Below are 23249 nucleotides of genomic sequence, written 5' to 3'. Positions count from 1 at the left end.
ATCTTGAGGGGGAGCGTGGACACTATTAGTCAGCTCCCTTTTTATTTTTTGAGCCTATGTATTGATAATCGTTGATTCAACTTGAACAAAGTTTACCAAAAAACTCTTAAAAAAAGTAAATTCATTCTGCACCGAGAAAACTGAATAAGTAGTTTTAATAATATCCCAAAGATAAATATATTTAGGTAGGTGGTAATTGATGAGGTTTGCTACATTTGAATTGAAAGGGTTACAACGTATTGGATTTATTAGTAATGATGATGCGAGGATTATAGACCTAGAAAAAGTTCTTACTAGTAAAGGTAGTACTATTGGAATACCGAAAACATTACTGGAAGCAATTGACTTTGGTGAAGCGTTTATACATGAAGTGAGGTCAAGCATAGAGTGGCTTGGTCAAAGAAACATAGCTGATTACTCTTTTCTTTTTTCAGATCAAGAAGTGAAGTTAGTTGCACCGATACCTAGACCAAAAAAGAACATTTTTTGCGTAGGGAAAAATTATGCAGCTCATGCGATTGAGATGGGAAGTGAAAAAGATATTCCTGAACATTTATTAATGTTTACGAAAGCACCGACTGCTGTGATTGGACCTGAAGAATATGTATTAAATCATGCTCATTTAACGAATGAGTTAGACTATGAAGGAGAAATAGCGATAATCATCGGTAAGAAAGGTAAGGCTATAAAAGAAGAAGAAGCTCTGGACTACATATTTGGATACACATTACTTAATGATATTACGGCGAGGGATCTCCAAAAGAAACATAAACAATTCTTTTTGGGTAAAAGTTTAGATACGACATGCCCTATTGGCCCGTGGATTACACACTCAAGTGTAATAAAAGATAAAGAGTTAAAGATTGAAACGAGGGTCAATGGTGAACTGCGACAACAAGGTAGTACAGATCAGATGATATTCTCTATTCCGACAATTCTTTCGGTTATTTCCCAAGGAATGACGTTAGAGCCAGGTGATATTATTGCAACTGGGACGCCATCAGGAGTAGGAAGTGGATTTAACCCTCCTAAGTACTTAAAATCTGGTGATTGTATTGAGGTTATAGTGGACGAATTAGGTGTATTAAAGAATGTAATAAAATAGCTCTTAAATAAAAATATATTTATAAAAGGCTGACTTACCCTTTGGCTAGCAGGGAAATCAGCCTATTTTAGTGTTATTGTTAATGGAAAATCCCAAAGTTGGTCTTGAAGACGGTGTCTTTTAATTTTTAATGTAAGTGGATTTGGAATATCTATAGCAAATTCATAGTTAGCAATAACTGAATAATTGAACTTTCCTAGTTCAGTAGAAGTAGATACTGGATATATTTCCTCTCCAGAATACAAGATCGTTGTTTCAATCCCCTGCACGTTATGAACATCCTCAATATATAGCATTAACCTATTTCTGTCGGTTTGAATTCTCGCAATATTTAAGTCGTTTTCAACCTTGTTTTCGACATCATGTTTTAGGTTTTCAAATAAAACAGATTGACGATAATACATAGGCTTGGCATAGAATAGTACAGCTAATTCAGCACTGTTTGAGTTTAATTCTGGTTGGAAGTATTGTCGAAAATAAACTTTATTTTCAGGAAGAGCTTCCCCATCATCTGTTGTCCGAATAACTTCGGTTTTAACACTCGCATATTCATTTCCTAAATCATCTTCAATTACCCGTTGTAATGAAAACGAAAAGTGTTTTTCATCAATTGGATAGGGACCAATTTGTTCAATTTCAAAGGATAAGTAGAAAGCATTTTCATCATTTACGATTGAAGTGGAGTGACCAGTGTAAGCTACAGAAAGATGTTGGTTTTCAAAATATGGAGGAGAGGAGATTGACTTTGCTACTTTCGATTGATTGCCCAAACTACAACCACTAATTATTAACGTAATAGCAAGAATATAAGAAAGGATGGTTAGTTTCATGACGCACCTCTCAATTAAGATAGTTCCATTCTATCATTTTCTTTTGTTGTCGAATAGTAAATAAATAATAGAAAAACAAAGAAGGCTGACATTTATAGTCAGCCTTCTAATCTTATTTTACGAGCTCTTTACTCTTTTTACCTTGTGGTACATCAGGTAATTCATTAACAGAAATAACTTTATCAGTTCTCTTTGTTGGTTTTGTCCAATACTGCTCGTTTCCAGGTAGATCATCAAACCAAGCAGCATCCTTAGGACAGTCTAGCACCATAAATTTACCGTATTCATTATCACGTGACTGGTGATATTTTAAATAGGCTTTTCCATTTTCAATCGCTAAAATTTCAATTTTACCAGATGTATGACTCATTGATAAGCGAACTCGTTTACCTAAACCAGACGTGCGAGCCTTTGCTCCTTCAACGATATTATAAACTTCTTCAAGTGATAAGACGAAATCTTTGTTACCTGCAACTGGGCGGTTTACAAAGAAATAGTAAGGTGTTACACCAGCCCAAGATAGTTTATCTAACAATTCACCTAGAACGACTGGGTCGTCATTAATTCCTCTTAATACTGGAGTTTGGTTGACAACAATAGCACCAGCATCATGAAGAGCTTGGAAGCCTTTTCTCGCTTCATCCGTAATTTCTACGGGGTGATTAATATGAGCCATAATGTAAATTCGTTTTTCAGGAGTAGAGAATTCACGAATTAAATTTAGTAATTCTTCGTCTTCATAAATACGCATCGGGTTAAATACTGGTAATTTAGAACCGATACGGATAATTTTTACGTGATCAATTGCACGTAATTTTTCTAAAATATAACGTAGCTTTTTCGTTGCAAGAATTAATGGATCTCCACCAGTCAGTAGAACATTATTAATCTCTGGTGTATTGGCAATGTATTCTAATCCTGGATCTACATCAGACATAGCTTCTTTAACATCATTACGGAATAAACGTTTACGGAAACAATAACGGCAATACGCTCCGCAAACCTCAGAACAGATAAGTAGTGCTGTTGTTTTATATTTGTGCTGACACCCAGGAACTGCATAGTTGGTGTCTTCATCGGAAGCATCCCAGCGCCCATACTCATCTAATTCGTTCTCGTTCGGTATGACCAACTTCCGTATAGGATCGTTCGGATTATTCCAATCAATTAAACTTAAGTAGTACTCATTTACCCTGAAAACAAATTTATCGGTAATTTGTTTCAGTTTTTCTCTTTCTTCTTTTGGAATTTGCTCAAGTTTGTCAATGTTCATAATGTACTTCGGCTGAGCCACAACTATCAACCTCCAATATTCGTATTCTAGCAACATTATAGCAAGATTAATAGAAAAACGTCAAAAAAGAAAGAAATAATTAGTATCCATATAAAAATGAAGGATTTAATTCAATTTGTCTATGTATAAAAACAATTATGAAAGTTGACATTCAAAAAATACGAATATGAAATAAATATTTCATATTCGTATATTTTAGCTTTTAAGTATAACCAAACAAATACTTTGATAGCATAACAAAAAAAGTGTAAAAAACAGTCTAGTATATAGTTGTTCACACGATAAAAATAGGCATAATTTACAGGCCCAAATAGATTAAAATTGTTCATTTTTGAATTTTTCACTTCATAATATATAAAAATGAAAAAAATCATTCATATTTCGGTCGTATTAGTGTATTATGAAATATATCCTTCATATAAAGTTAAAATGAAGTGAAAATTTCAATTGGGGGAAAATACCTTGGCTATTAGAAGAGTGAATCAGCATCCGATTGTTACACTGTCAAATAAGACAAAAAAGTCTTATGAGTTTTTCAAACAGTCTAAAGAGGTAATGCCAGGAGGTGTTACTGCTAATATTAAGTATTTTGCACCATACCCTATTGTGATGGAAAAGGCAAACGGTGCTTATATTACTGACCTAGATGGAAATGTGTATATTGATTACTTGCTATCCTACGGAGCTCTGATGCTTGGACACGGGGATAAAAGAATAAAGGAAGCAGTAATTGAACAAATAGATAAAGATGGGACGAACCTTTTTGGAACACCACATGGATTAGAAGTGACAATGGGAAAGAAAATTAAAGAGCATTATCCAAGTATAGATTTATTGCGATACACGAACTCTGGAACTGAAGCAACACAACTCGCATTACGAATTGCTGCTGCTTATACTGGAAAGCATAAAATTGCTAAGTTTGAAGGCCATTACCATGGTGGTTATGATCAAGTATTACTAAGTGTAAATCCTTCTCTAGAAGATGCAGGTAACGCTAAGAAACCAAAGGCAGTTATGGAGTCAAAAGGGATGGATACCTATCATCAAACAAATACGATTATTCTTCCATTTAATGATATAAAGGCATGTGAAAAGATTTTAAGGGCAAATAAGGATGAACTAGGAGCTCTTGTTTTAGAGCCTGCTCAAGGAGGCTTTATATTAGCAGAGAAGGACTTTGTTCATCAGATTAGGGCTCTAACTGAACAATTGGGGATTGTATTGATCTTTGATGAGGTTAAAACAGGTTATCGTCTCGCACTTGGTGGTGCACAACAATTGTTTAATGTTAAACCAGATTTGACTACTTTAGGAAAAGTAATCGGTGGAGGATACCCAATTGGTATTGTTGGGGGAAAGAAAGAGATTATGATGGAAAGTGCTCCAACGATAGCGGCCGATGTTTTTGATACGAGTCAAAGTAAAAATTCTTCAGCAAAAGAGGTTTTGTTTCATAGTGGAACGTATAATGGTCATCCGACTATTCTTGCAGCAGGACTGAGAACGATAGAGGTTTTAGAAAAAGAAATAGATCGTGTAATCTCGATAACAGATGAATTAAAATCAAGGTTGGAAAGATTATTCAAATCCTATAACATTCCAATGAAAGCGGTTGGCGTGGGTTCAATTTTTAGTGTAATATTGACGGAGAAAGATAAAATTCTAAATTATCGGGACCTTCAAAAAACCGATCTAGCGACTAGAAAAGAGATCGATTTGCATTTATTAGCGGAAGGAATTTATACGAAACCATTAAATCGCTATAGTTTGTCAACTGCTCATACAATGAAGGAAGTAGAATTAACAGTTTCTGCTTATGAAAATGTATTGAAAAAGTTGTTCGGAGGACCTCGATACTAAAAAGGGATGAGGTTTTATGCTTCAGAGTGACGTATACAAAAGGATTGTAGATAATCTCGATAAAATGAGTAAATCTCAAAAGAAGATAGCCAATTATATTATTAATAATACTGAAACTGCGCCGTTTCTAACTGCTTCCAAGCTGGCTAAGAATGTTGGGGTTGGTGAAGCAACAGTTATACGATTTGCTGTTTTTATAAATTATAAAGGTTATCCAGACTTTCAGCGACATTTACAAGATGCATTAAAAAGAAAATGGACATCAGCTGAAGTATTTATGAAAACAACAGATGAAAAAGACTCACCAGAAAACTCTTTAAAAGAAGTGTTATCGGATGATATTCAAAACCTAAAAAATACATTACACCAAATTAGTCCAGAGAATTTTGAGCAAGCAGTAAAGGAAATTAAAAAAGCAAACCGAATTTATATTATTGCCTATCGAAGTGCAACGAGTCTAGGAATGTTTTTACAATTTTATTTAGATCTTATTTTACAAAATACAGAGATGATTAATCAGTCTGATGGGATGAGTGAACATTTATTAGATATTCAAAAAGACGATTTAGTCATTGGTTTTGGCTTTTCTCGCTATACAAAAAGAACGGTTGAAGCTTTAAAATATGTAAAACAAAGAGAAGCAAAAACAATAGTAATTACAGACCATCTTATGTCACCACTCGTACCATATGGTGATATTAACCTTATATCTTCTACAGAAATCAATTCCTTTATAGATTCTTTTTCAGCGCCGTTTAGTATTATTAGTGCATTAATTACAGCTGTTACTCGTTCGGACCATGAAAAAGTTGAAAAGCGTTTAAATCAACTTGAAGAGCTATGGGATAACTTTGATGTCTTTTATGAGGAGTGATGAGAAAGAGGCTATAATATACAGCCTCTTTTTTCTCATTCTCATGATTAAAGCAATGAGTGTTTTATTGAGTATTTGTTACAACTGCTTTTTTACGAAGAGATTGAACGATAGTAATCGCAACAAGAATCGCTACACCAGAAAGCGAAACTAATAAATTTCCAGGGTAGATTAACATAATTCCTGAAACGAATAATGCAATTCTTTCATACAGCTTTGGATTAGTTACATAGTAATTCATCATACCTGCACTAATTGCCATCATCCCAATAAAAGCAGTAATTAATGGCGGCAATAACGTCGTAATTGTAGCATCTTGTAGGACAAGGACTGGATTATAAACAAAGGCATAAGGTATTATAAATGCAGCAATCGCTAGCTTTAAGGCTGTTACCCCGGACTTCATCGGATTGGCCCTTGCGATCCCCGCTCCAGCGTATGCGGCTAAACATACTGGTGGAGTAATATCTGCGACAATTCCAAAGTAAAAGACAAACATGTGAGCTGCAATATCTGGTACTCCAAACATGATAAGAGCAGGTGCAGCCATTGATGCCGTTACAACGTAGTTAGCTGTTGTTGGTAGCCCCATACCGAGTAGGATACAAGCGATCATCGTAAAGAATAATAGTAAGAAAAATGATCCACTTGCTAGATCTAAAATTCCTCCAGCAATTTTTCCACCAAGGCCTGTCATAGTAACAATACCTACCACAATACCAGCACTCGCACACGCCGCAATAACTGGTAGTGCAACACGTGCACCTTGTTCTAATACATATAAGATTTTCCAAAAACCAAGTCGTGTTTCTTTGCGGAAGAAGCTGACAATAAAAGCAGTTGCGATACCAGCGAGTCCAGCAAATGTTGGTGTATATCCTGCGAGTAAGATCCCGATAATGGCGACGAGCGGCAAAATCAAATCAAGTTTTTTTAGTAGTCCAGCAATAGAAGGAAGTTGTTCTTTTGGTAAACCAAGGATATTATGTTTTTTTGCTTCAAAGTGAACGCCCATCATAACACCAGAGAAATATAGAATTGCTGGAATGATTGCAATAATAATAATTTGACTATAAGGTGTGCCAGTGTATTCTGCCATAATAAAAGCTGCTGCTCCCATTATCGGTGGCATAATTTGTCCACCAGTTGAAGCACTTGCTTCTGACGCTGCTGCAAACTCTGGCCTAAATCCAGCTCGCTTCATCATAGGAATGGTAAAGGATCCAGATGCTACAGTATTAGCAACACTACTTCCTGTAACCATTCCTTGTAATGCACTTGCTGTAACCGCAGCTTTTCCTGTACCACCAGTATATTTACCAGTTGCTCTAAAAGCTAAATCATTAAAGAATTTTCCAATTCCTGTATGGACAAGCATAACACCGAAAAATAGGAATAAGAAAATGTAAGTAGATGAAATTTGAATTGGTGTACCGAATATAGCACTAGAGCTAAAATACATTCTTACAGATAAAACAGACCAGTCAAAGCCAGCATGACCAAAGTAGGGAATTCCCTGCCCCCAAACACCGTATGCAAGGGCTGCCGATGCGATTACTACAATTGGTAGTCCAACAGCACGTCTTGTCGCTTCAAGGACTAATACAATTCCAAGTGTAGCTACGACAATGTCTATTGTTTCAAAACCAAAGATTATAGCGCGGTTCGTTAAGCGTTCATAGTTCCAAACGAGATAAAAGTTTACGTACAATGCAAGTCCTGCCAAGATAATGTCGTACCATGCAACTCCTGGCCGTTGAATTAATGTACGTTTAACTGGATAAAGAAGAAAGATTAGTGCAAGACCAGCACCAACATGAATAGCACCCTGAATCATAGAACGGTAAGGTCCAACAAATGCAGTGTATAAATGGAAGAATGTCATTGAAATAGCAATGACGCCTACGATCCATCCCCACTTACCAAGTGCCTGTCTGTATGCTTGCTCTTTATCATACTTGGCTAAAAGTTCTTTCTCTAGCTCCTTATTGTTTTTTTCTGCCAAAGAAGTCACCACCTTATAAATAAATTTCTCGACGGAAGGGTAGGATTAAGTTCCTGCCTTTTCGTCGAGAATTTCATATTTTATGTTTAAAAAGAAAAGAAATGAAGCTTTCCTTAGTAGTTTCCCTCTAATTCATTAAGTATTAGTTTAAATTTAATTAAAGCCAAGAAGGAGGATGACACCATTCTTTTTGTGTGTCATCCTCTACTTAGCATGTACGTATTAGTTTAATCCTGCTTCTTCAAAGTAACGCTCAGTACCAGGGTGAAGTGGTAATCCTTCAGCTCCAGATAATGCGTTATCTTTAGTTAAATGTCTTCCTTGTTCGTGAGTGATGTTCTCTGCATTTTCAAATAATGCTTTTGTAATTTCATAACCTAGCTCTTCACTAATTTGTGAAGTTGACCCTACTAATACAGCATACGCTGTAACAGTTTGCACTGGCTCTGTTAAGAATTCGTATGCATCAGCTGGAATTTCATAAGCCATATAACCACTAGTTTCTTCAATTTGACCTAATTGCTCAGCATCAATTGGTAGGATTTTAACATCACGTTGTAACGCTAACTCTGTTACACTACCTGCTGGTAGACCAAGAAGACCGAACGATGCATCAATTTGTCCGTTTTGTAAACGATCTCTTGCATCACCGAAACCTTCTTCAAAAGAGTCATAATCACCATCTTCGATACCGTAAGCAGCTAAGATAGCTTTTGCTGCAGCTTGTGTACCACTACCAGGAGGTCCAATTGCAACACGTTTTCCTTCTAAGTCAGCTATGGAATTAATTCCAGTTCCTTCAACAGTAATAATTTGCATTACTTCAGGATAAATGTGTCCCATAAAACCGAAGTTCTCAACATTCATGCCTTCAAATTCACCTTTACCATTTAATGCATCAAGTGCAGGAAGGTGTACAGTCATCCCAAGTTGAATTTCGCCTCTAGCAATTCGAGCTAAGTTATCATTACTTGCTCCAGTTTCAATGGCACTTACATTAAATCCTTCAACATCAACATTAGCATTTAGGACTGTTGCGATTTCAGTACCGAGTGGGTAGTATGTACCACCTGTACTCCCTGTTCCTAGTTGTAAATCCGTTCTAAAATCCTCTGCAACTTCAGGTGCGTCTTCAGCTGCACCTTCTCCGCCTTGATCAGTTCCACATGCAGCAAAAACTAACATGGCTAACAGAGTTACAAATAGAAATAGCATTTTTTTCATTTGCATGATATAAAAGCCCCCTTATATAATATTTTGCAAACCATTTATAATATATCTATATGTAGGTGAATCTGTCAAATTTCATATTAGTTACTAAATTAAGGGGATTTTCTAAAACTTTCAACATTATCTTGTGAAGAGCCAAATAAAAAAACGGTAGTAATTATACTACCGTATCGACGTATTAAAATAGAATTCAGTTGAGTTTTTCAATTGTGCTAGGGTCCATTGCTTCAATAGGTTCACTGGTGTCAACATGACCTGCTAATGTATTATGTTTTTCACCATCAATTAGTATTTGAGTTCTATCAAAGCCAAATTGTTTCATAACTAACGCGATTTGTTGTACAAGCATTCCTTCTCCACCTGATCCAACAGTTACGTTAAGTAATTCTTCCGAGAAAGATACATGAGCAATTCCGTCTTCTTCTTTAACGTACTGAACTTTAACATCTGAAGGAATTAAAGAAAATAATTCCTCATGTGCAGGGCCAGCAATTGTAAGTTCCATGGTTTTAAGGAATAGTTCATCTACTTCAGCCTCAATAGTTGTTTCTACTTTATACAAATTCATCACTTGTGAATCAGCAAAGTATAATTCAACTACATGAATGTTATCTTCAATAGCTGTCTCTTCATTGGTCTCATCTTCAATAACTGGTTCAGTTTCCTCTTTAACCTGTTCATCATTTTCTTCAATCAACTCTTCATTGTGATCAGAGTCAATTCCACTTCCACTTTCTTCAGGATCGATTGGGCCCTCTCCTTGTCCACAAGCTACTAGAATAAGTGCAATAAGGATTGATACTAATAAAAGCTGTAGTGAGTTTTTCATATAGATCCCCCTAGTTCGTAGAAGTTGGTTTTGTTATTCTAATTTTATTAAACCGACTTCTTTTATTGGTAATAGTAATTGAAAACCAATTTTTTTCTATTTTACAGTATAGTGAACAAATTTCAATCCCTTTTTAACGAACGGAAAGGTGGAGACAGGAACTGGACATTACGTAAGTTTTAAAAATTTATTAATTGAAGAAAAATTCATTCTAGTTGAATTCCCGTTAGCTAGTAATGATATAATGGATACGTTAACACAATTTTACATATGGGGTGAGAAAATGCCTCGTGGCAAATTTTTCTACTTTTGTTATGGAGTTATACTTATTTTTTTAATAATATTTTTAGGGTCAAAAGTGCAATTTATTTTTAGACCAATTGTTGTCCTCGTTCAAACCTTATTTGCACCAATTATTATTGCAGGGGTTTTATATTACTTGTCACGTCCTTTTGTTAATCTATTGTCTAGATGGATACCAAGGGGAATATCTATCTTAATTTTATATTTAAGTGCAATTTCTATCGTGACATTACTTGTGCTATTAATTGGACCAGAATTACAGCGTCAGTTTAACAGTTTAGTTCGAAACATGCCGTTTTTTATAAATGAAATGCGGGATCTACTTATTAAGTTACAGGAAAATGAATGGGTCGCAAGGTTTCAACAAAATGAAAATTATACAATAGAAGAATTAACGTCTAGGTTTGTTGAATATTTAAACGAAATTGTTTCAGCGGTTGGAACGAATGTTGCTGCATTTATCGGCTTTATTACAAACATTCTTATAATTATGATTATCATTCCGTTTGTACTCTTCTACATGTTAAAAGAAGGGGAAAAAGCGCCAAGACAAGTACTACGCTTATTACCAGCAAAACAGCAACAGGAAGGCCGACATATTTTAGGTGATATGGACACTGCTTTGAGTTCTTATATACAAGGTCAGATCATCGTCAGTTTTTGTGTTGGCGTGTTATGTTATATTGGATTTCTGATTATCGGTATCGATTACCCGCTTGTATTAGCATTAGTTGCCATGTTTACAAATGTTATTCCTTTTGTAGGTCCTTGGATTGGAACCATTCCAAGTGTAATTGTAGCTATGTTCCATTCTCCTTTAATGGTGTTTCTCGTCGTTGTGGTCATTATTATCGTTCAACAAGTTGAAAGTAATTTAATTTCACCACAGGTCATGGGAAGAAAACTAGCGGTTCACCCTTTAACAATTATTTTACTTCTCTTGGTGGCTGGTCGTTTTGCTGGCTTGTTAGGGTTAATTTTAGCAGTACCAACATATGCAGTTGGAAAAGTAATTGTCAGTCATACCTATCGATTATGGAAACTCAAGAAGTATCCAATTGACTAAGGGTAAACTAAGTAGTTTTACTCAAAGCCGAAACCAGTCCAAATTTAATTCTATAGATGAGGTGATTTACGTGTCATATGAACTAGATGGTATTAAGCAAATCCCATTTAATGAATTGCAAGAAATTATTAATGAAGGAAAACCAGAACCGATTATTATTGACGTTCGTGAACCTGAAGAATATGTTGAGGGGCATATTACAAATATCCCTCTAATACCAATGCACAATTTACCAGCCTTAATTAGTGAGTTTGAAAAAGATAAAGAATATATTTTTGTTTGTCGCAGTGGTAATAGGAGCCAAAATGTTGCACTTTTCTTTAAAGATCATGGATTTGAAAAAGTAGCAAATTATGCAGGTGGTATGCTTGGGTGGCAAGGAGAAATATCGACGGGGCTAGAACGTGTTATTTCTGAAGTGAAAGAACTATATAAATAAAAAGGATGACAGCTGTCATCCTTTTTTTATTGGTTGATATCGTTAGCGTATTATAGGTGGTCTGTCTTTTTAGAGTATTGTCTTTTACCATGTTCCGCATTTTTCTCACGGAGAATGTTCTTTTGTTGACGTTTAGCATTGTTATCTTTTTTCTTCTTGTCATCGTCCTTTGTTACCGACATTTAAGTTCCCTCCCTCATAATCGTTGTTCTTCTTTATTGTATCCATGCACTATTAATTCATCCGATACGTTTAACGATTTTTAATACGGGTATTAGTTTGATAACAATAAATGAGGAGGGTTATAAATGATTGGAAAGATAATGGCAACTGCAGTAGCAGCAGGAGCAATAGGAACTGTCGTATTTACACTAAAAGATAAAAGTAAACGTGACAAGGTAAAGAATAAGTTTAGGAAAAACCAACGTTCAAACGCAATTGAAATTGATAAAAATGCGGGACATCCAGACCCTTACGATATTAATGATAATACGATGGTAAGTGAGGGAGCGTTATACGCAGTTCAGCGTTATAATGAAGAAGTGGACGAAACAAATAGCGATAAAAAAATATCTTACTATAATTAGGAGCTGATAATTTCAGCTCTTTTTGTTTTTCCTTTTTATTGAGATGCGATAAAATAAATAAAACAAATGATATGTATAATTTAACATTTTTTGGAGGTTGTTATGTTCTCAATTGTACGAGAAACAATAGGTTCGGTCCCAGCTTTACATGTAGCTAAAGCAGAAAATTTTCATAATCCTTTACCACTTGTTTTATTTGAACATGGATATACTAGTGCAAAGGAGCATAACCTTCACTATGCCTATTTATTGGCTGAAAAGGGGTTTCGTGTAGTTCTTCCCGATGCATTGCATCACGGTGAACGAGAAAAGAACATTTCATTCGAGCAACGTGAATTAAAATTTTGGGATATTGTCGTGCAAAGTATTTTAGAAATTGCTGATATAAAACAAGATTTAGAGCATCGTAAGCTAATTCAAACTGAAAAGATTGCACTAGCTGGAACTTCAATGGGGGGAATTGTTACATTCGGAGCGTTAACGCATTATGATTGGATCCATGCGGGGGGTTCTTTAATGGGTTGTCCAAACTTCGAGGAACTAGCAAAAACGCATTTAACGCTCCTTAAAAATCAGAGTAGGGTTAGCGATAAATCGTTACAAAATCTTGAAGAAAAAATCAATTTTTTAACTAAGTTTGATTTGACGAACCAAAAAGAGAAAATTCGTAATCGTCCTTTATTTATTTGGCACGGTGAAAGAGATGACGTAGTACCGTATTCAATGACAAGGAATTTTGTTAAAGACGTTCAACATTCAATAGCTGAAAGTGAACGTAACCTAAAATTTGTCAGTGATCCATTAGCTGATCACAAAGTTTCCAGAGAAGGGCTATTAACCCTAGTGGATTGGCTAGAAAGTAACATTATTCAAACAGGTGAAAAAGCTCGCTGATTGTCAGTGAGCTTTCTCTTTTATCAGTGTTTAATATATACAGTAAAAGTTAAAACTACAAGTAGCAAGCAGAAGTAGGTGAATAAATGGAAAATGTAAAAAAATTAATTGCAGTCATAATTGGGGCACTTCTTTTAGCAGTTGGTTTAAATATCTTTCTTATTCCTGCTAATGTATTCGCTAGTGGATTTACAGGGGTTGCGCAGCTCATTGCAACTGTCATCCCGTTATCAACAGGGATCCTGTTATTGATTTTAAATATTCCTGTTGCAATCCTAGGGTGGATAAAAATAGGTAAAGCCTTTACTCTATATAGTTTTATCAACGTAGTTCTTACCACATTTTTTCTAGAAATTATACCTGTTATTGAAATTTCTACGGATCTTCTATTAAATGCGGTATTTGGAGGGGTCATATTAGCTCTTGGTGCGGGGATTACCTTAAAATGGGGAGCATCTTCAGGTGGTTTGGATATAATTGCACTCATCTTATCGCGTAAAAGTGACCGTCCAGTCGGTATTTACTTTTTTGTCTTAAATGCGTTAATTGTTATTACTTCAGGGTTATTATTTGATTGGGAGAGAGCTCTTTATACTCTAGTTACCCTATATGTAAGTTCCAGAGTGATAGACGCTATTTATACACGTCATGTTAAATTAACTGCTTTTATCATTACAAAAAATGCTGATAAACTCAGAGAGGCTATACATAATCGAATGACTAGAGGTATAACACGGTTGCCTGCTAAAGGTGGGTATTCACAGGAAGATAAAGAAATGTTAATGATTGTCATAACGAGATATGAACTCTATGAATTAAAGCAAGTTATTCAAGAAGTAGACCCAAGTGCTTTTACAAATATTGTGGAAACTGCAGGAGTTTTTGGCTTATTTAGAAAAGAATCATAGAAAGGATGTTGAGGATGAAAAAATTCCTTAGTTTATTAATAATAATGATAGTAGCTATGGTTGGGTGCGGTACGTCTGATGAAGTTACGGAACACGTTGACGAAGGAAAGCAAGGAGGAGAAGAAGTGAGTACATTAGCAACATCTCTAAAAGTAGAAAAAGAAGAGGATAAACTGTCATTTACAATTTCACTTACAAATAAGGGTGAAGAGGCAGTTATGTTAGAATTTCCGACAGGACAGCTTTTTGATTTTATCGTCGTTAATGAAAAAAGTGAAGTCCTCTATAAGTATTCTGAAGGAATGATGTTTACCCAAGCAATTGTTCAAAAGGAAGTAGGTCCTAGTGAAACGATTTCATTTAGTGATGAATGGGATTTAATGGTAGACGGTCAAAGAGTACCTCCAGGCCGTTACCGAGTGTTAGGTGAACTGCCAATTATGACAGTCAACGGTAGCGAAGCATTTAGAGAGCAATTTCTTGTTGAAGAAAATGTCATAATAGAATAATTATCATACTAAACAAAATATAAGCTTTATTCTTGTCTAAAATTTATAAGATGGTTGTAGTAAGTAAGAGAGTGCAAATTATATAATTTGTACCTCTTTTTTTATGTTTTAACAACAGGAATGGGGGTTAGTGAAACCTAAAGCAAGCGAAAAACGCTTTTCAAAGAGCATGTGATGACTCAAAAGAGAAAAGCATTTATTATGTTTGACTTCCTGAGCTTATAATACAAAAAAAGGCGGCCAAAATGTTGGCCGCAATCTTTTAAACAGCTTACGATGAAGTCCACTCTTTTTTAGCTGCATGTTGAATCGCTTCGATTAATTCACGCCATTCTTTACCGAGTTCCTCTGGACGGGGACTTTGGAATTCTGGTCGAAGGAATTCTCCTGTTCTACTACCTCGCCAATATTCGTTAAAAACGGGTGGTAATGTATTTTTCACGAAGGATCACTCCATTCAAGTAAAGATTTTAGTTCACTCGTTGATAATTCAGAGATACTTGTTTCATTTACTGACAATACATCCTCTGAAAGTGATTGTTTTTTGATGAGGAGTCGATCAATTTTTTCTTCAATCGTACCTTTTGAAACCAGCTTGTGAACAGTTACTTTTTCCGTTTGGCCAATCCGGTAGGCTCTATCCGTAGCCTGATTTTCAACAGCAGGGTTCCACCAACGGTCATAATGGATCACATGGTTTGCTGCGGTTAAATTTAAACCAACTCCACCAGCACGTAGTGATAGGATGAATATTGGCTTTTTAGGGTTTGATTTGAATTCGGAAATAAGTTTTTCACGTTCTGGTCGAGCTAAGCCACCATGGAGGAATGGAACTTCAATATTGAATTGTTCAGCAAGCCCTTTTTGTAATAACTCGCCCATCTCCCTATATTGAGTAAAAATTAACAGTTTTTCTCCGTTGTCGATGATTTGCTCAACTAGCGTAAATAATAAATCCCATTTTTCAGAGCGATTATGAAGCACTCCCCCTTGATCTTTTAAAAATTGTGAAGGGTGGTTGCAGATTTGCTTCAGTTTTGTAATACTACTTAAAATTGTTGCCCTGCGTTCCATTGAACTTTTCTCATCGATAGAAGTTAAAAGTTCGTTTACGACGGCTTGATACAGTGATGCTTGTTCTGCAGTAAGTCCGACTATGTATGTTTGCTCTGTTTTATCTGGCAATTGAAGCTCTAATGCTTCGTCTGATTTCTTTCTTCTTAATAAAAACGGTGAGATGAGTAGTCGTAATTGTTGTACTTTCTTTTCGTTTGGAAGTGTGCTTTCAATTTCTCTAATAAAAGCTCGTTGAAACTGTTGAAAATTACCTAAATATTTATCATTAAGCATATCCATAATGGACCATAATTCTTTTAATTTATTCTCAATTGGTGTACCCGTTAAGGCGATGCGATGAGAAGCTTTTATTAATTTGATGGCTTTTCGTTGTTTTGTTTCAACGTTTTTTATTTGTTGTGCTTCATCAAGAATAAGTCCGTTCCAAACAGTATTTGTGAAGATTGTATCATCACGAAACGCCAATGCGTAGGAAGTAATGATAATATCATATTCCCAATCAGTTACATCTTTATCTGTAAGCCGGTCACCCCCATGGTGCACAAATATTGATAAATGAGGAGCAAACCGTTGTAATTCTTCCTCCCAGTTTCCTATGAGTGATGTTGGACAAATAATGAGAAAAGGTGTAGAAGAATGATTACCCGATTGGTTTTCGATCACTGCTAACATATAAGCGATTGTTTGAATAGACTTTCCAAGTCCCATATCATCAGCAAGACAAGCACCAAAGCCAACTCTACGCATATGAAACAACCATGACATTCCATCTAATTGATAAGGCCTAAGTTCTCCTCTTAAAGAAGGAGGTGGAGGCATGGTAGTAACTTGTTTATTGAGTGTGTTATCGATTGCGTTCGCTAACTTTTCATCCCACTGAATGGAAACTGAAATTCCTTCATTTTCCTCGGCATCGTCTAGTAAATAGGCTTTCCACGTCTCTAGAAGAGAAGTCTCGCTATTTTTTTGTTTGTTTAAGTATGTTTTTAAATGTTTTGCTTCTTTAGGATCCCAATAGAGCCATTTTCCGTTCCATTTGATAAATGGTGTTTTTAAATTAACTAATTCGGTAAATTGCTCGTGTGTAAGTTTTTCACCGTTCAAGACGATTTCAAAGTTGAAATCACTAATGTTCTCCCAATTAAAAAGTGATTCATTATCACTTGAAATATCAGTAGGTTTATCAGCAACAAAAATGTTTGTTTGAAAGTGATAAGGTCTCTTTTTTAACCAGTTTGGAACGACTACACCTATTCCTATACTACGTAACTGGTCATACTGATTGGTTAGAAGATTGTAGACGACATCCTTGGATACTAGTGCAGTTGGATGAGTTATTGATAGAGAAGAAAGTTCAGGGGCGAGTTGAACAATCTCGTAAATATCCTCTTTAAGTCGGGTTATCGGATTAACTCTCCAAGGATGTTGCCCGCCATGTAAATCTTCAAGTGAAACAATAATGGATGGATCTTTCCGATCTTGTAAGAAGATCATAATCTGCCAGTTTTCTTCATCATCTTGAGTTGGCTCTTCAATTGCAATAGTTGTTTGAAATGGTACAGCTGGTATTGCACCAAGTTCTTCAAGAAATGTTTTATTATCTGCAGGTTGTTTTCTTGATTCATCTAATAGGTAATGTTTTGAAGCATGCAGCTGTTCAAATGCGTGTTGAACCTCGTTATCCTTTGCAATAAAATATTGAATAAAATGACTGCAAAGATCATTTGCCAATTGTTTAAAAGATGGGTTTTCTTGATGATTATTAGGGAAGTGAACACCAGACTCCATTAATGAAAAGGATACGGGAGGTATTGTTGTTTCCCAGTCTTCCCAATTCCATTTCGCCAACTCCCAAGATCCTGTTTGGGAGAGGATTAGGTTGCCGTTTAGAATTTCTGTCTGCAACAGTGAAAAAACATTAAGCCAATAGACAAAGTCGCTGGCCAAAGTTATCTTGGGTAATTTTTCCCAGGATTTCATATTCTCAACGTAGCGTGGTAAATCTTTTTTGTGAATGACGATTCCTTCTAATGGAAATATAAAATCGGTTGAAGTGGCATTTGCTTGATAAACGAGAGTTTCACCTACTTCACTATAGAATACTCGATCTTGAACAGGTGCCTTTAAAGATGCTTTTTTTGTTTGTACAAATGTCCCATAAAAAGTTGAAGGATCATTTTGAAAAAGCGTTAACTTTAGCTCAAATGGTGAATATAAAAATGGATATTGGAAGTTCAAGTAATCTTTATATTTTTTATGTTGTTTCTGTTCACCCCAGATAAAGAAAAAATCACCTACCCATCCACCATGGATGAGGACGTTAGTTGGATTATAATTACTCATCAATCGTTTTCATCTCCTGAATTAATGCACGGTAAGTTTTATAAGTTTGACTAAAAATCGTTATAAATTGTTTAAAGCGGTCAGGTTGATTTGATAAATGATACAAACCCTTTAACTTTCTCATATACATAACAGCTTCTGAGTAATGAGAGCGCATTTTCTTCTCTACTAATCGAACGATAAACTGGTGATAAATCGGGATTGTTCGATCTGGAAGATGCTTTTCAAGCTGCTCAAGTAATTGCTGCTTTTCATTACTAAGTTGAAATGGATGATGTTCATTATTTAAAAAATAATAGATCGCAGCGTCCCAACGTTTTTCGTAAAGAAAAATTTGCATCATTAAATTCTGTATTTGTGGATATGTTAGCTGGTCACTAAGGTGTTCAGAAACTCTATCAAATAAAAGATGTCGTTCTTTTTCATTTAGTGAGGATGATAAATCCTTATAGGTTTCGAATGTAGGACGATTCATCCATTTGCTTAAACGGCTTGTTAAATCAAAAGATGCATAGTTTTTTTCAACTAAAGTGTTATAAAAAGGCTGTAGTTTTTCAAGGTGTCCGTTCCAACTAGGTGAGAAAAGGTCAAACCACCTTTGAATCGTATCCCACTCTTGACGACTGTTTAATAGTGTAAAGTGATGATACAAATCATTGGCAGTTAGTCTTTGTTTATAACTTTTTAAGTAAGTAAGTGATCCGACGCCATCTTGACATATTAATGCTAATAAACTAGTGGTCATTGATAAATTAAAGTGATCTTCATATTCGTTGTGCAATTGTTTGAAATATTGATAATAAGAATGTGCCCAGTTTTCTTGTTCATTTTCTATAAGCCACTTAGCGAGAATATCGCTCCAAACTAAACTTCCAGTATTCAGATATTTTGTATAAAGTTGAATAAAAACCTCAGTAATTGTTTTCCTTTCCTTTATCGATAATGTATGATTGTGTTCTTTTAGTAAGGTGATAACGCGATTCCCTAGTGAAGATAAGAACTGATCAAATCTTCGTTCATAGGCAGAATAAGTTGTAAATTTTATCCCTAAAGATAGCAAACCGTTCATGATCATCAACACTTTATCAATAATGAGTAACGGTTGATAACGTTGATGAGTGTGAAGGTTTTCAAATATATTTTCTGCTAGCTCTGAAATTTGTACATCCTTTAAGTAGCTGGCTGTAGATAGTTTTTTATATAGTTCAAGAATATCACTTTCAAGATCGTCGACTTCTTGAGTAGTATACTGTTTTAGATTAAGCATGGGATCAATCCTTTTATTTACTATTTCCTAGGATGGTCAAAATGACATTATTATAACAATAGTATCAAAAAAGCTTGTAAGATGCTCAAAATTAAAGAAGGAATTATTCAGTACATAAAGAAAGAGAAACATATAAATTATTTTTAGACGAATAGAAAGGAGTGGGTGAGATGAGTATTCGTAATAAAATGCATATTGAGCGATTGCTTTTATCTTTTTGTGATTGGGCCGATTATGATTCCATTCTATATAAAAATTATTTTGTTTTTGATGATAAAGAACGTGGTGGTATTATTACATTAATGAAAACAAATGGTCGTTGGTCGATTCATAGAAAAGGTGAAGAGTATTGTGATCCTGAAGAAACAGTTCTAGAAGGAGACGCTGTGAAAAAGCTTTTATGGAATCATCGGGCTGCTGTCAATCGATCAATAAAAGCACTTCAAGAAAAAAAACAAATGGTTTTAAACTAAATGCTATATTAGAAAGGCTGTTTAGAAGGCTTTGTTGGTTTTGGAAAAAGAGATATAAATAAAGGGTAGAAGGAGAATTTTAAGTATCCTTCTATCTTTTTACGAATAGGGTGGAGGAGGAGCTATCAATGTGGTTTGAAACAAATTTAACCAAATTATTAAATATAAATTATCCAATCATTCAAGCTGGAATGGCTGGTGGGCCTACGACACCGGAATTAATCGCTACAGTGTCAAATAGTGGAGGGCTTGGAACATTAGGTGCAGGTTATATGAGCCCAGAAGAGATAAAAGAAGCGATACATAAAATTCAAACATTAACAAACAAACCGTTTGCTGTAAACTTATTTATTCCCGAAGATGTTTTGGTGGAAGATCAAAAAGTGCTAAAAATACATAATACACTACAAAGTTTTTATGATGAGCTAGGCATAGAGCAGCCAGTTTTACCAAAGACGTGGGGGCCGTCGTTTGAACTGCAAATGAAAGTAATCATCGAAGAAAAGGTACCTGTCTTTTCCTATACATTTGGAAGTCTAGATCATAAATGGGTTGAACAATTAAAAGCTAATGGTACAAAGATTGTCGGGACTGCAACAACCGTTAAAGAGGCAAAACTACTTGAAGAAATGAATGTGGATGCGATTGTTGCTCAAGGAAGTGAAGCGGGTGGACATCGAGGTACCTTTGCTTGCAAGGCTGAGGATGCAATGATTGGTACAATGGCACTTGTACCTCAAGTCGTTGATGCTGTAAATATTCCTGTCATAGCTGCAGGTGGAATTATGGATGGAAGAGGTTTACTAGGAAGTTTATCACTTGGGGCAAGTGGAGTTCAAATGGGGACTGCTTTTTTAACAACGAAAGAAAGTGGAGCAAATCAGTTATATAAAAATACATTAATTGAAGCGACTGAAGAGGATACAATTGTCACGATTAAATTTTCAGGTAAAGCTGCACGTGGATTGAAAAATGAATACACCGAACGTTTAAAAGACCTTCCTGACAATGAAGTACCAAGTTATCCAATTCAAAATTCGTTAACCCAACCTTTACGTAAAGAAGCTGCGAAACAAGGGAAAGCTAAGTGGCTGTCGATGTGGGCAGGACAAGGGTTGCGTCTCACCCAAGTAGAGGGGGCAGAACAAGTAATTAGGCGAGTGATGGACCAAGCTAGTAACACTCTTAACCTACTCAAAAACGATTAAAAAGCTGATCAATAGTTGTCAGCCGAAAAAATATGAATTTAGAAGGGCTGTGCTAATGATCGATGGAATCCTCTATTAGCACAGCTTTTTTAGAAAAAGATAGAAACGATAGTTAATACCCCAATGCTGCTTAAAACGACGACGATTAAATTTGCGCCAAGATAGGCAATAACCGCAGCTGTTAATCCACCAATAATTCCAAACATGATATTGTCATGGACTGTTAAAATACCTGGAAAGATTAATGCTCCTAATGCTGCGTATGGTACATTCCGTAAAATAGCTTGTAGTTTGGGAGGAATTTTATTGGCATCCAGAAACACGAGTGGTAACATTCTGGGAATGTATGTAACTAATGCCATTCCAGCTATAATCAGGAGAATGCTAGTATCTATCATTATGAGACACTCCTATGCAATGTTTTAATTCTATGTTTAACCCCAGTTACTAAAGTTTAAGGGACTTAGCTCTTCTACTAAAAATAGTCAACATCGACTAGTAAGTACTTGTCGTGCTCCCCTATTTTATTTAGAGGCTTGAGCCGTACACCGTTAACTGGTTGCTTCTGCTTTTCCTGCAATAAGTTCAATTACAATACAGGAAGTTAACGTAGCGCATATAATTGCCCAACCGCTTGGAATAAATTGAGATAGTACAAGGTTTAGGATTGCAGCGAAAACGGCTAATGAAACGACTTTCCGATGCTTTTTCAAGGAAGGCATTAATAATGCGATAAACATAGCATATAAAGCTATCGCCATGCTTTGTTGCAGTGTTTCAGGTAGAATTGAACCGACAAGATACCCTATTCCTGAATTAATTACCCAGCTGCCGTATGCAATTGAAGCGACTCCGACGACAAAGCCAGTTTTGATTTTCCCTTCCTGTGTTGTCGTTACTGCAAAGACTTCATCGGTAATCCCAAACGAATATAATGCTTTTTTGATTGGATGGTCTTGTTCAACTTTTTCACTAACAGCAGCGCTCATTAATAGGTGACGAATATTAACGATAAAGGTAGTAAAAATAATTTCAAGAGCACCTGTACCAATTGCTATTAAATTTAATGCCATATATTGTGCTGCTCCAGCAAAGACGAACATACTCATTGCAACGGTTTCAATAAAACCTAAACCAGTTCCTTTAGCTAAAAGGCCGAATGTAATAGCTGCAGGAGTGTAACCGATCGCAATGCCAATACCAGCCATAATCCCCTTCATAAAAGAGTTATTTGCGTGGCTAGCGCTCGCTAAAGTTGCCATTCTATTCCCTCAATTCTAGAATAATATGATTATAGATTTTTTACTTAGGCTGTACTTTATTATTAAATTGCTGTTAATCGCCTAAAATAATTACTAACACTACATCTGATTATATTATTTTGTATGTTATGATATGCTGAATTGTAAACTATAATATACATAAATTCAAGGAGATTTTTCATGTCTAAAGTAAATTTAAATCAAATTATTGGTAAAAGGCTTAAACAAATAAGGTTAGACAGAGGATTAAGCTTAGATAAGCTGGCCCAATTAACAGAAGTTAGTAAACCGATGCTTGGACAAATAGAAAGGGGAGAGTCCAACCCGACTGTCAGTACATTATGGAAAATTGCTAATGGCTTAAAGGTGCCTTTTACAACTTTTATAGAGGAAGAGAAACCCTTTATACAAAAAGTAAGTCGACAAGAAATTGAACCTTTAATAGAAGAAACAGGAGTTGTTCAGGTCTATCCGCTTTTTCCAAAAGAGTACCAGAAACCATTTGAGATATTTTCACTTATTCTTGAACCAGGATGTAACCATGAATCAGACCCTCATGCTTATGGAGTGGAAGAATACATTTTTGTTGAAAAAGGTGTAATGGAAATAAAGATTGCAGATGAGCCATTTGTTATTGGGGAAGGTGAAGGAATTAGATTTTCCGCTCATTTTAAGCATAAATACATAAATAAGGGCGAGCAAGATGCAATCGCAACGATGATTATTTATTATTCAGTTTAGCTAGCTCAGGTGGGGTGAAAAGATTGAGTAGATACATTTTCCTCAAAGAATTTCATTCCATATTCAATAACGGGCCGAAATTTTACTTAATACTTTAACAGAGCTTTTTTTTTAATTAGGAATAAAATATTGTAATTTAGTT

The 23249-nt window shown here is 35.5% G+C and carries 23 protein-coding genes; 12 read left to right on the top strand and 11 right to left on the bottom strand.

The window, feature by feature from the left end; all coding sequences use genetic code 11:
* Window positions 1-199 precede the first annotated feature (199 nt).
* A complete protein-coding gene (locus GKP30_RS05290; protein ID WP_216828361.1) occupies window positions 200-1105 on the top strand; it encodes a fumarylacetoacetate hydrolase family protein in 906 nt (301 codons plus the stop codon).
* 62 nt (window positions 1106-1167) lie between these two features.
* Here GKP30_RS05290 and GKP30_RS05285 read toward each other — a convergent pair whose 3' ends face one another.
* A complete protein-coding gene (locus GKP30_RS05285) occupies window positions 1168-1935 on the bottom strand; it encodes a hypothetical protein (RefSeq protein ID WP_216828360.1) in 768 nt (255 codons plus the stop codon).
* Between the two features lie 112 nt (window positions 1936-2047).
* Window positions 2048-3229, bottom strand: coding sequence for a KamA family radical SAM protein (locus tag GKP30_RS05280; protein WP_216828359.1), 1182 nt, complete (start codon window positions 3227-3229; stop codon window positions 2048-2050).
* Between the two features lie 462 nt (window positions 3230-3691).
* Here GKP30_RS05280 and GKP30_RS05275 point away from each other — a divergent pair, with 462 nt between their 5' ends.
* Together GKP30_RS05275 and GKP30_RS05270 are read left to right on the top strand one after the other, a co-directional pair.
* On the top strand, window positions 3692-5092 hold the full coding sequence (locus GKP30_RS05275) for an aspartate aminotransferase family protein (protein ID WP_216828358.1): 1401 nt from the start codon (window positions 3692-3694) through the stop codon (window positions 5090-5092).
* A gap of 16 nt (window positions 5093-5108) precedes the next feature.
* A complete protein-coding gene (locus tag GKP30_RS05270; protein ID WP_216828357.1) occupies window positions 5109-5966 on the top strand; it encodes a MurR/RpiR family transcriptional regulator in 858 nt (285 codons plus the stop codon).
* A 64-nt stretch (window positions 5967-6030) separates the two neighbouring features.
* Here the strand turns inward: GKP30_RS05270 and GKP30_RS05265 are convergent, their stop codons facing one another.
* The 3 genes from GKP30_RS05265 to GKP30_RS05255 form a co-directional block, all read right to left on the bottom strand.
* Complete coding sequence (locus tag GKP30_RS05265) at window positions 6031-7971, bottom strand: TRAP transporter permease (RefSeq protein WP_216828356.1); 1941 nt, start codon at window positions 7969-7971, stop codon at window positions 6031-6033.
* 222 nt (window positions 7972-8193) lie between these two features.
* Window positions 8194-9201 carry a TAXI family TRAP transporter solute-binding subunit gene (locus GKP30_RS05260; protein ID WP_216828355.1) on the bottom strand — a complete coding sequence of 336 codons (1008 nt, stop codon included), beginning with the start codon at window positions 9199-9201 and terminating at the stop codon, window positions 8194-8196.
* A 190-nt stretch (window positions 9202-9391) separates the two neighbouring features.
* Window positions 9392-10030: a GerMN domain-containing protein gene (locus GKP30_RS05255; RefSeq protein WP_216828354.1), complete on the bottom strand. Its 639-nt coding sequence runs from the start codon at window positions 10028-10030 to the stop codon at window positions 9392-9394.
* 283 nt (window positions 10031-10313) lie between these two features.
* On the opposite strand from GKP30_RS05255, the gene GKP30_RS05250 reads away from it, so the two are divergent.
* Together GKP30_RS05250 and GKP30_RS05245 are read left to right on the top strand one after the other, a co-directional pair.
* Complete coding sequence (locus tag GKP30_RS05250) at window positions 10314-11399, top strand: AI-2E family transporter (protein WP_216828353.1); 1086 nt, start codon at window positions 10314-10316, stop codon at window positions 11397-11399.
* Between the two features lie 70 nt (window positions 11400-11469).
* Window positions 11470-11838, top strand: a complete 369-nt coding sequence (locus tag GKP30_RS05245; protein ID WP_216828352.1) for a rhodanese-like domain-containing protein — start codon at window positions 11470-11472, stop codon at window positions 11836-11838.
* Between the two features lie 50 nt (window positions 11839-11888).
* On the opposite strand, the gene GKP30_RS05240 is transcribed toward GKP30_RS05245, so the two are convergent.
* On the bottom strand, window positions 11889-12020 hold the full coding sequence (locus tag GKP30_RS05240; protein ID WP_216828351.1) for a DUF3941 domain-containing protein: 132 nt from the start codon (window positions 12018-12020) through the stop codon (window positions 11889-11891).
* 126 nt (window positions 12021-12146) lie between these two features.
* Here GKP30_RS05240 and GKP30_RS05235 point away from each other — a divergent pair, with 126 nt between their 5' ends.
* From GKP30_RS05235 to GKP30_RS05220, 4 genes are all read left to right on the top strand, one after another.
* Complete coding sequence (locus GKP30_RS05235; RefSeq protein ID WP_216828350.1) at window positions 12147-12425, top strand: hypothetical protein; 279 nt, start codon at window positions 12147-12149, stop codon at window positions 12423-12425.
* Window positions 12426-12527: 102 nt separating this feature from the next.
* Window positions 12528-13319 carry a serine aminopeptidase domain-containing protein gene (locus tag GKP30_RS05230; protein WP_216828349.1) on the top strand — a complete coding sequence of 264 codons (792 nt, stop codon included), beginning with the start codon at window positions 12528-12530 and terminating at the stop codon, window positions 13317-13319.
* Window positions 13320-13405: 86 nt separating this feature from the next.
* Entirely contained in the window at window positions 13406-14227 is an 822-nt protein-coding gene (locus GKP30_RS05225) for a YitT family protein (protein WP_216828348.1), read from the top strand.
* A gap of 14 nt (window positions 14228-14241) precedes the next feature.
* A complete protein-coding gene (locus tag GKP30_RS05220; protein ID WP_216828347.1) occupies window positions 14242-14736 on the top strand; it encodes a BsuPI-related putative proteinase inhibitor in 495 nt (164 codons plus the stop codon).
* A 271-nt stretch (window positions 14737-15007) separates the two neighbouring features.
* Here GKP30_RS05220 and GKP30_RS05215 read toward each other — a convergent pair whose 3' ends face one another.
* From GKP30_RS05215 to GKP30_RS05205, 3 genes are read right to left on the bottom strand one after another with little or no spacing between them, the layout of a single operon-like run.
* Window positions 15008-15178 (bottom strand): hypothetical protein, encoded by a 171-nt coding sequence (locus tag GKP30_RS05215; protein WP_216828346.1) that lies wholly within the window; start codon window positions 15176-15178, stop codon window positions 15008-15010.
* A complete protein-coding gene (locus tag GKP30_RS05210; RefSeq protein WP_216828345.1) occupies window positions 15175-18156 on the bottom strand; it encodes a DEAD/DEAH box helicase in 2982 nt (993 codons plus the stop codon). The genes GKP30_RS05215 and GKP30_RS05210 overlap by 4 nt, the downstream gene beginning before the upstream one ends.
* Complete coding sequence (locus GKP30_RS05205; RefSeq protein WP_216828344.1) at window positions 18149-19423, bottom strand: hypothetical protein; 1275 nt, start codon at window positions 19421-19423, stop codon at window positions 18149-18151. Before GKP30_RS05205 ends, GKP30_RS05210 begins: the two co-directional genes overlap by 8 nt.
* Before the next feature lie 170 nt (window positions 19424-19593).
* Between GKP30_RS05205 and GKP30_RS05200 the strand changes: the two genes are divergently transcribed.
* Both GKP30_RS05200 and GKP30_RS05195 read left to right on the top strand, forming a co-directional pair.
* Window positions 19594-19896: a hypothetical protein gene (locus GKP30_RS05200; protein ID WP_216828343.1), complete on the top strand. Its 303-nt coding sequence runs from the start codon at window positions 19594-19596 to the stop codon at window positions 19894-19896.
* A gap of 128 nt (window positions 19897-20024) precedes the next feature.
* Window positions 20025-21104 (top strand): NAD(P)H-dependent flavin oxidoreductase, encoded by a 1080-nt coding sequence (locus GKP30_RS05195; protein ID WP_216828342.1) that lies wholly within the window; start codon window positions 20025-20027, stop codon window positions 21102-21104.
* A gap of 89 nt (window positions 21105-21193) precedes the next feature.
* Here the strand turns inward: GKP30_RS05195 and GKP30_RS05190 are convergent, their stop codons facing one another.
* Window positions 21194-21499, bottom strand: a complete 306-nt coding sequence (locus GKP30_RS05190; protein ID WP_216828443.1) for an AzlD domain-containing protein — start codon at window positions 21497-21499, stop codon at window positions 21194-21196.
* 156 nt (window positions 21500-21655) lie between these two features.
* Window positions 21656-22366, bottom strand: coding sequence for an AzlC family ABC transporter permease (locus GKP30_RS05185; RefSeq protein ID WP_216828341.1), 711 nt, complete (start codon window positions 22364-22366; stop codon window positions 21656-21658).
* Window positions 22367-22546: 180 nt separating this feature from the next.
* On the opposite strand from GKP30_RS05185, the gene GKP30_RS05180 reads away from it, so the two are divergent.
* Window positions 22547-23107 carry a helix-turn-helix domain-containing protein gene (locus tag GKP30_RS05180; RefSeq protein WP_216828340.1) on the top strand — a complete coding sequence of 187 codons (561 nt, stop codon included), beginning with the start codon at window positions 22547-22549 and terminating at the stop codon, window positions 23105-23107.
* The last annotated feature ends 142 nt before the right edge of the window (window positions 23108-23249 follow it).

The sequence above is a fragment of the Alkalihalobacterium elongatum genome (genome assembly GCF_019024285.1).
Classification (GTDB): Bacteria; Bacillota; Bacilli; order Bacillales; family Bacillaceae_F; genus Alkalihalobacterium; species Alkalihalobacterium elongatum.
The sequence above is the reverse complement of the archived record's forward strand: the minus strand, read 5'-3'. Positions and strand labels throughout refer to the sequence as shown.

What these genes read in the sequence shown, in the direction of transcription:
- GKP30_RS05235 (WP_216828350.1), top strand. Translation starts at nt 12,147, where the DNA reads ATGATTGGAAAGATAATGGCAACTGCAGTAGCAGCAGGAGCAATAGGA.
- GKP30_RS05180 (WP_216828340.1), top strand. Translation starts at nt 22,547, where the DNA reads ATGTCTAAAGTAAATTTAAATCAAATTATTGGTAAAAGGCTTAAACAA.
- GKP30_RS05225 (WP_216828348.1), top strand. Translation starts at nt 13,406, where the DNA reads ATGGAAAATGTAAAAAAATTAATTGCAGTCATAATTGGGGCACTTCTT.
- GKP30_RS05220 (WP_216828347.1), top strand. Translation starts at nt 14,242, where the DNA reads ATGAAAAAATTCCTTAGTTTATTAATAATAATGATAGTAGCTATGGTT.
- GKP30_RS05230 (WP_216828349.1), top strand. Translation starts at nt 12,528, where the DNA reads ATGTTCTCAATTGTACGAGAAACAATAGGTTCGGTCCCAGCTTTACAT.
- GKP30_RS05200 (WP_216828343.1), top strand. Translation starts at nt 19,594, where the DNA reads ATGAGTATTCGTAATAAAATGCATATTGAGCGATTGCTTTTATCTTTT.
- GKP30_RS05240 (WP_216828351.1), bottom strand. Translation starts at nt 12,020, where the DNA reads ATGTCGGTAACAAAGGACGATGACAAGAAGAAAAAAGATAACAATGCT.
- GKP30_RS05285 (WP_216828360.1), bottom strand. Translation starts at nt 1,935, where the DNA reads ATGAAACTAACCATCCTTTCTTATATTCTTGCTATTACGTTAATAATT.
- GKP30_RS05255 (WP_216828354.1), bottom strand. Translation starts at nt 10,030, where the DNA reads ATGAAAAACTCACTACAGCTTTTATTAGTATCAATCCTTATTGCACTT.
- GKP30_RS05250 (WP_216828353.1), top strand. Translation starts at nt 10,314, where the DNA reads ATGCCTCGTGGCAAATTTTTCTACTTTTGTTATGGAGTTATACTTATT.
- GKP30_RS05270 (WP_216828357.1), top strand. Translation starts at nt 5,109, where the DNA reads ATGCTTCAGAGTGACGTATACAAAAGGATTGTAGATAATCTCGATAAA.
- GKP30_RS05195 (WP_216828342.1), top strand. Translation starts at nt 20,025, where the DNA reads ATGTGGTTTGAAACAAATTTAACCAAATTATTAAATATAAATTATCCA.
- GKP30_RS05205 (WP_216828344.1), bottom strand. Translation starts at nt 19,423, where the DNA reads ATGCTTAATCTAAAACAGTATACTACTCAAGAAGTCGACGATCTTGAA.
- GKP30_RS05210 (WP_216828345.1), bottom strand. Translation starts at nt 18,156, where the DNA reads ATGAGTAATTATAATCCAACTAACGTCCTCATCCATGGTGGATGGGTA.
- GKP30_RS05290 (WP_216828361.1), top strand. Translation starts at nt 200, where the DNA reads ATGAGGTTTGCTACATTTGAATTGAAAGGGTTACAACGTATTGGATTT.
- GKP30_RS05260 (WP_216828355.1), bottom strand. Translation starts at nt 9,201, where the DNA reads ATGCAAATGAAAAAAATGCTATTTCTATTTGTAACTCTGTTAGCCATG.
- GKP30_RS05185 (WP_216828341.1), bottom strand. Translation starts at nt 22,366, where the DNA reads ATGGCAACTTTAGCGAGCGCTAGCCACGCAAATAACTCTTTTATGAAG.